Source organism: Bartonella rattaustraliani AUST/NH4 (assembly GCF_000312565.1).
GTDB classification, from domain to species: domain Bacteria; phylum Pseudomonadota; class Alphaproteobacteria; order Rhizobiales; family Rhizobiaceae; genus Bartonella; species Bartonella rattaustraliani.
Map to the genome: position 1 here is coordinate 1 of NZ_CALW02000087.1, position 5,905 is coordinate 5,905.

2 pseudogenes are annotated in these 5,905 nt (G+C 36.9%); both read left to right on the forward strand.

The window, feature by feature from the left end:
- Positions 1–4,596 (forward strand): annotated as a pseudogene (locus tag BN67_RS15110) (DEAD/DEAH box helicase); the annotation flags it as partial.
- A gap of 1,128 nt (positions 4,597–5,724) precedes the next feature.
- Positions 5,725–5,905, forward strand: a pseudogene (locus BN67_RS12270) (LbetaH domain-containing protein); the annotation flags it as partial.

Sequence of the window (5,905 nt, forward strand, 5' to 3'; positions counted from 1 at the left end):
TAGTACGGAAACCGATTGGAGTGAGAATGTTGATTTAACCTGCCAAGGGCAAAAAGTCCCCATTCAACGCATTAATCTCTTTGATTTAGAAAACAGTCAAATTGATTGGGGCATGTTTGCCAATAAGGGGCAAGCCACCCTTAAGAAAAGAGAGGTAAAGCAACTTCGTGATCATCAAAAGGAAGCATTAAAAGCTGTGTGTGAGGGTTTAAAGACAGCAGACCGTGGCAAGCTAATCATGGCTTGTGGAACGGGAAAGACTTTCACCAGTTTGAAGATAGCAGAACAGATAGCAGGGAAAGGCAAGCGTGTTTTGTTTTTGGTGCCTTCTCTCGCTCTTATGTCGCAAACGATAAGAGAATGGACGATAGACACAGAAGTGCCTTTACGTTCCTTTGCTGTCTGTTCTGATACCCAAGTCGGTAAACGTCGTAAAGCCCAAGATGATGCCGTTGCCATGGATTCATCAGATCTTGTCTTACCAGCGACAACAGATGCTAAAGAGCTTGCTAGCAAAGCCCATAAGACGTCGCTTGATGTTATGACGGTGATCTTTTCTACCTATCATTCCATTCAAGTGATTGCAGATGCACAAAAGGATCATGATTTACCCGAATTTGATCTGATTATTTGTGATGAATCCCATAGGACCACTGGCGTTGTGTTTGGAACAGACAAGAGTGAATCTGAATTTATCAAAGTTCATGATAATAGCATTATTCGAGGGAAAAAACGCCTCTACATGACAGCAACGCCAAAGATCTTTACAAGCAATGCAAAAAGACGTGCTGATGAAGTTAATGCTGTACTGGCGTCTATGGATGATGAAGAGCTCTATGGAAAAGATCTTTACACTTACAGTTTCTCAAAAGCCGTCAAGAATGAACAGTTATCCCCCTATAAGGTGATTGTTTTGGGTGTTGATGAAGAAGAAGTGAGTCAATCTCTTCAACAGCTGATGACTGATGAGAATTATGAACTTGCTCTTGATGATAAGACTAAGATCATAGGCTGTTATCAAGCTTTAAGTAAAATAGATCTCAAAGTTGATCTTGAAGATGACCCAAAACCTATGCGGCGCGCCTTGGCTTTCTGTAGAGACATTAAAACTTCTGAACGCATTCGTGATACCTTCAATTCTCAAGAAATTCAGGATGAATTGTATAAACTTCATAAGATCCATAAAGAGACCCCACCTCTTGATTGTACCTTTGACCATATAGATGGGACTTTTAGTGCTAAGGAACGGACCAAAAGTCTTGATTGGTTAACAGAAGATGCAGGGGGAAATACTTGCCGTGTGTTAACCAATGTGCGCTGCCTTTCTGAAGGGGTTGATGTACCTGCTCTTGATGCCGTGATGTTTTTACACCCGCGTAAAAGCCAAGTAGACGTGATCCAGGCAGTGGGGCGTATTATGCGTCGTGCCAAGGGGAAAAAAAGAGGCTATATCATTTTACCCGTTGGGATCCCCGCAGGAATTTCTGCTGAAAACGCTCTCAGATACAATGAGAGATACAAAGTTGTCTGGCAAGTGATCGACGCCTTGCTTTCCCATGATGATGATTTTGATAACACGATTAATCAGATGATTTTAGGGCAAGACATAAGCCATGTCTTAGAGATTAAAGCTGTCGGGAGAATGACCGCGGTTGAGGAGAATATCTCACGTCATGAGAAATCAGAAAGCGCAGGACTTGAGATTGGGAAACCTGCCAATGAGCCACAGCATAACCCTATAGTGCAATTAAAACTACCTTTTTATAAGGAATTTCCCAATGCTCTTAAAACCCTTATTGCTAAGAAATTCAGTATTGCCGATTATTGGGAAGATTGGGCTGGGAATATTTCTGAAATTGCACAAAATCATATCACACGCCTTCAAGACATGCTTTCTGATGAAACAAGCAAAGCATATCATGCCTTTGAGGTGTTTTATAATGAATTAAAAAACAACTTAAACAGTGATATAAAGCAGGAGGACGCCATTGAGATGCTGGCACAGCACCTTGTGACCCGTCCTGTGTTTGAAGCCTTGTTTGATGGCAATGCGTTTGTACAAAACAATGCTATTTCTCAAGCCATGGAAAAGATCTTAGCTGAATTAGACAAAACAGATATTGAAGAGGAATCCGAAGAACTTCAAGAATTTTATAACAGTGTAAAATGCCGTACCTCTGGTATCACAGATCCGCAAGCAAGACAAAATCTTATTATCACACTGTATGAAAGTTTTTTTTCTAAGGCTTTTAAAAAGACAACAGATAGGCTTGGAATTGTTTATACCCCCGTTGAGGTTGTAGATTTTATTATTCATTCTGTTGATGATATTTTACGAATTGAATTTGGAAAAAGCTTAGGGTCTCGTGATGTTTCTATTCTTGACCCCTTTACTGGAACGGGTACCTTTATCACAAGGCTTTTACAATCTGGACTGATCAAACGCGAGGATATGGAATATAAATTCCGTCATGACATTCATGCCAATGAGATTGTTTTATTAGCCTATTATATAGCAGCGATTAACATTGAAACGACCTATCATAGTCTTATGAAAGGGAATTATATACCCTTTAAGCATATTGGTTTAACGGATACCTTCCAGATGCTTGAAGAAAAAGATTTGCTGCGAGGGTTACTCAAGGAAAACAGTGACTATTTAGAACTTCAGAAAAATCTAAACATTCAAGTTATCTTTGGTAACCCACCTTATTCAACTGGTCAAAAGAGTGCAAATGACAATGCAAAAAACACCTCTTATCCCCTATTAGATAAACGTATTGGTGCGACCTATGCAGCCCAATCGCAAGCAAATCTTATGCGGTCACTTTACGATAGTTATATTCGTGCACTTCGTTGGGCGAGTGATCGTATAAAAGACTGTGGTGTTATTGGTTTTGTCACAAATGCAGGCTTTATCAGCGGTTATTCTCTAGATGGTTTACGCAAGTGTCTTGTTGAAGAGTTTAGCAGCCTTTATATTTTCCATTTACGAGGTAATCAACGGACTTCTGGTGAAGTTTCTCGGAAAGAAGGTGGACAGACTTTTGGTTCCGGCTCTCGAACCCCTATAGCGATTTCTATTCTTGTAAAAAATCCGGAATCTCAACAGCGTGGTAAAATATATTTTCGTGATATTGGTGATTATCTCAAGAGAAAAGAAAAGCTTGCGATAATCGAGTCTTTTAAGAGTATTAGTGGCATTACACAAAAACAAGGCTGGCAACTCATCACACCAGACAAGCATGGTGATTGGGTAAATCAGCGTGCCGAGCATTTTAAAACATTTTCAGCTTTAGGTTCTAAAAACAAGCATGATACAAAACTGTTTGAAACCTTTTCGTGTGGTATTGTAACTAGTCGTGATGCGTGGACGTATAACTCAAGCCATGAATCTTTAGCGAAAAATATGAGTAATATGATTGACTTTTATAACAGCGAAGTAGAACGTTTTAATGAAGCTTATGAGCATGCTAATCGCGAGACACGTAAAAAGGCTGTAGACAGTTTCGTGAATTCAGATGCAAGTAAAATAAGTTGGAGCCGAGATATCAAACAGGAATTGAGAAAAGAAAAACTTTTTACATTTGAAAATAACAGTCTTACGCAAAGTCTTTATCGTCCTTTTACAAAGCAATGGCTTTATTACAATCGCACCTTTAATGAAATGGTTTCTAAAATACCATGTATATTTCCGATAGGGCAAGCTGTCGAAAATAGAGTAATACAAGTTGCAGGTATCGGAGCAAACCGTGGTTTTTCTGTACTGATGACGAATACAGTACCTAACTATCATACAATAGATACTAGTCAATGTTTTCCACGCTATATCTACGAAGAAGCTATGATTTCAAAAGATAAAAATACAAAGCAACCCCATTTATTCGAAAGCTCTATAGAGAATGGTGAAACCGTTGGTTTACAGCGGCGTGATGCACTCACTGATGAAGGATTAGCACATTTTAAAGCCGCTTATCCTAGTGAAACTATAACAAAAGATGATCTGTTTTATTATGTTTATGGCATTTTGCATTCAGAAGATTACCGCACCCGTTATGCTGATAATCTCTCTAAAGAATTGCCTCGTATCCCTTGTGTGAAAACTGCTGAAGATTTTTGGGCTTTTGTTCATGCAGGGCGTGAACTTGGTCACTTGCATGTCAATTATGAAACTGTAGAACCTTATCCCGTCCCTTTAAAAAGGGGTATTCAAAGCTAACAGACATTTCTAATTCTGAAGAATTTTATTATGTTACAAAAATGGAATTCGCAAAAATTAAGAAAAGTAAGGAAAAAGATAAGTCTACTGTCATTTATAATCGTCATATCACAATGATAGATATTCCTCTTGATGCTTATAACTATGTCGTAAATGGTAAGCCCGCTCTTGAATGGGTTATGGAACGTCAATGTGTAAAAACTGATAAAGAAAGCGGCATTGTTAATGATGCCAATCGTTATGCTATTGAAACCATTGGCAACCCTGCTTATCCTTTAGAATTGTTTCAAAGGGTTATTACTGTAAGCTTAGAAACAATGAAAATTGTTAAGAACTTACCAAAATTGGAAATAAGAGAAACTGAAGTGAATTTATAAGACATGCTCATCTTATAGAGGTCTTTTGACACTACAGTTTATAAGCTCATCACTCTTATGAGGTTGATACATAATTAAGGCTTTTCAGAAACCCCTTCATATACATACCAGATTTTTTGGGATTGCCTTTAAAAGATTATATAGAAATCTAAAATTAATTTAAAAATAAGGATAAAAGAGAAACCCAACATATCACAAATATCCAAAATGCAAAAAATCTGATAACTGTATAAAGTCTTTATAACATTTCTTATAATCACAAGCTGTCTCTTGAAAAGGTTTCTATGCCATTTCATAAGTTATATTGAAACCACTCTCTAAAGACATGGGTTTTGTCGGTAAAAAACTTGACAAAACCCCGACAAAACCCCTTGCAATGTATCTTATTGGTTGTATCATCTTTATTAGCTGTATCTTCAAAATACTAACACATTGAAATATAACGTTTTTTATTTTTTCTTATTTTAAAAAAATAATATGATCACTAAAATGCCCCGACAAAACCGACAAAACTCTTAAAAGAGATTATGATAATGTGTGAATAAATTTGATAGGTCTCTTTAGAGGCTCTCATATGACAAAAGCGCATTATCATATTTGTTGTTTGCTTTTGTGAAAGTGCGATGCCTTATAAATGATAAATCTCTTATAAAGACAATTCACAAAAATTATTCAATAATAAATGGTTTCTAAGAGCGTTTGTAAATTTTATGAAGTATAGAGAGGAAAATAACGAAACCTATTAACCATTCTGTTAATATAGAATCCAAAACACGCAATAAAATAGAGATTGTTTATAATAATATGACAATGTTTATACACAATGTGTTTAAAAAAAATACAAAAAATATAAAAATATTGTTGACAATAAATGAGTATTTTGATAAATGAATACTTAAGTGATCAAAACACTAAAACTACTAGCGAATAGGTTACGAAACAACCTCCTCCAAACCTTAAAAATTGGCTTTCCTTTATGCTTTTGTTAGCATATAAGTGATTTGTCGGGTGTGTTACACCATACAAGACCCTCACGGGGAAAGTGTAACAACGGACCTATGGCCGTGTTTTGAGCGCCCGACGCCCTATAAGGGTGTCAATTCAAAACTCAAACCTTAGGATTCTATTATGAACAATACAGTTATATCTTCCATTACAAATGAAGCCGCGTCTGTTAATCAACAAGAGCCTGCAAAAAAATATGAATTCACTAATGAAACGATTGAAGTTGGATATAGAACACTTCGTAGAATTAAAGCTTTAAGAGATTTTGGTGATATCAAAGCAGGTCAATTGGGGGGCTTTATTG